The organism is Serratia sp. (in: enterobacteria), assembly GCF_051654945.1.
GTDB lineage: Bacteria > Pseudomonadota > Gammaproteobacteria > Enterobacterales > Enterobacteriaceae > Chania.
The window spans coordinates 1-1272 of the sequence record NZ_JBOFZA010000104.1 but is presented as its reverse complement, the minus strand read 5'-3'; the positions used below and the strand labels follow the sequence as shown (position 1 = coordinate 1272).

General features: G+C 59.5%; 1 protein-coding gene. It reads right to left on the bottom strand.

Going from position 1 to position 1272, the window contains the following annotated elements:
• The coding region (locus ACRDCA_RS24905; protein WP_438691928.1) for an Ig-like domain-containing protein at positions 1–1272 on the bottom strand (1272 nt) is incomplete at both ends.

The window sequence follows — 1272 nt, the reverse complement described above, 5'->3', positions numbered from 1 at the left end:
TCTGCCCACCGGTAACGTTGGTATTCACCAGGAATTCGTCCGTCACCGCCTGGCCGTCTGAACCGTAGCGACGGGCGATGATACCGTCAGCATTGTTATCCAGCCCGCCCTGATAGGACTCATACACCACCAGGAAGCCCCCGTCGGCCAGGGCCACTACCTGCGCGCTGTCCTGGTTACCATTGGTTCGCTGGTTGATTTGCTGCTCGGTGCCGATCTTGTGTACCCCATCGGCGGCATACAGCTGCATATAGATTTCCGAAGTGGCAACCCCACCCTGCCAGACAACCACCAGGCGTCCATCTACCAGGCGGGTTACGCTCGGGTTAGCCTGATCGCCACTCATGGTGGTATTTATCTGGATACTCTCATTTAACAAACTGTAACTGCCTAGAGCAGAGCCCTGGAACGAAACTGGGCTGCCTTGGTTACCAGCAGGGTCAGTCGCATAAATATGCCCTGATACCCCTGCCGCAATAGGGTTTGGGGCGATAACCCAGCGTCCAGTCTGGTCGGCGATCGCTGTGTATTCAACACCAGCAGCATCAACTACTGTAATAGTTGCACCTGGTTCAGACATCCCGGTCAATGACTCAACCGAGTTACCTGATATACCCACATTAGGTGCTGTAATATCCAGAACGAAGTCCCAGTTGCCACTCGGTTCGCTGGTATTCCCCGCCGCGTCCGTCGCCGTCACGCTGATGCTGTGTGCCCCTTCAACCAGCCCGGTTGTCGGGGTGTAGCTCCAGTTGCCGTCACCGTCCGCCATCACCGAGCCCAGCACCTTCCCGGCGTCATACAGGGTGATCAGCGTACCCGCATCGGCGGTACCCGCGAAGGTCGGGACCGGATCGTCCGTCACATTCCCCTGTACAAGCGAAGTGAATTGGATGCCTCCCACATCATCAGTCAGCGAAGTAATCACCGGTGCCGCCGGTGCCGTGGTGTTGACCGTCAGGGTTAACGTGGCCTGCGCGGTGTTGCCTGCCAGGTTGGTCACTTCCGCCGTCCAGCTGTGCTCACCATCCGCCACTGGCTCCACAGCGTACTTCCAGATCCCCTGGGCATCGGCCACGGTGCTGCCCAGCACGGTACCGCTGCTGTCCTTGAGGGTCACCACCGCCCCGGCCGGTGCACGCCCCTGCAGTTCCGGCGTGTTATCATCCGTCACCCCTCCCTGTAGAACCGCCCCAGTGATGCTGCCCACGTTGTCGTTGGCCTGGTCGATGCTGATCGCCACGCTGCTGCTGTCGATGGTAAAGCCCACGC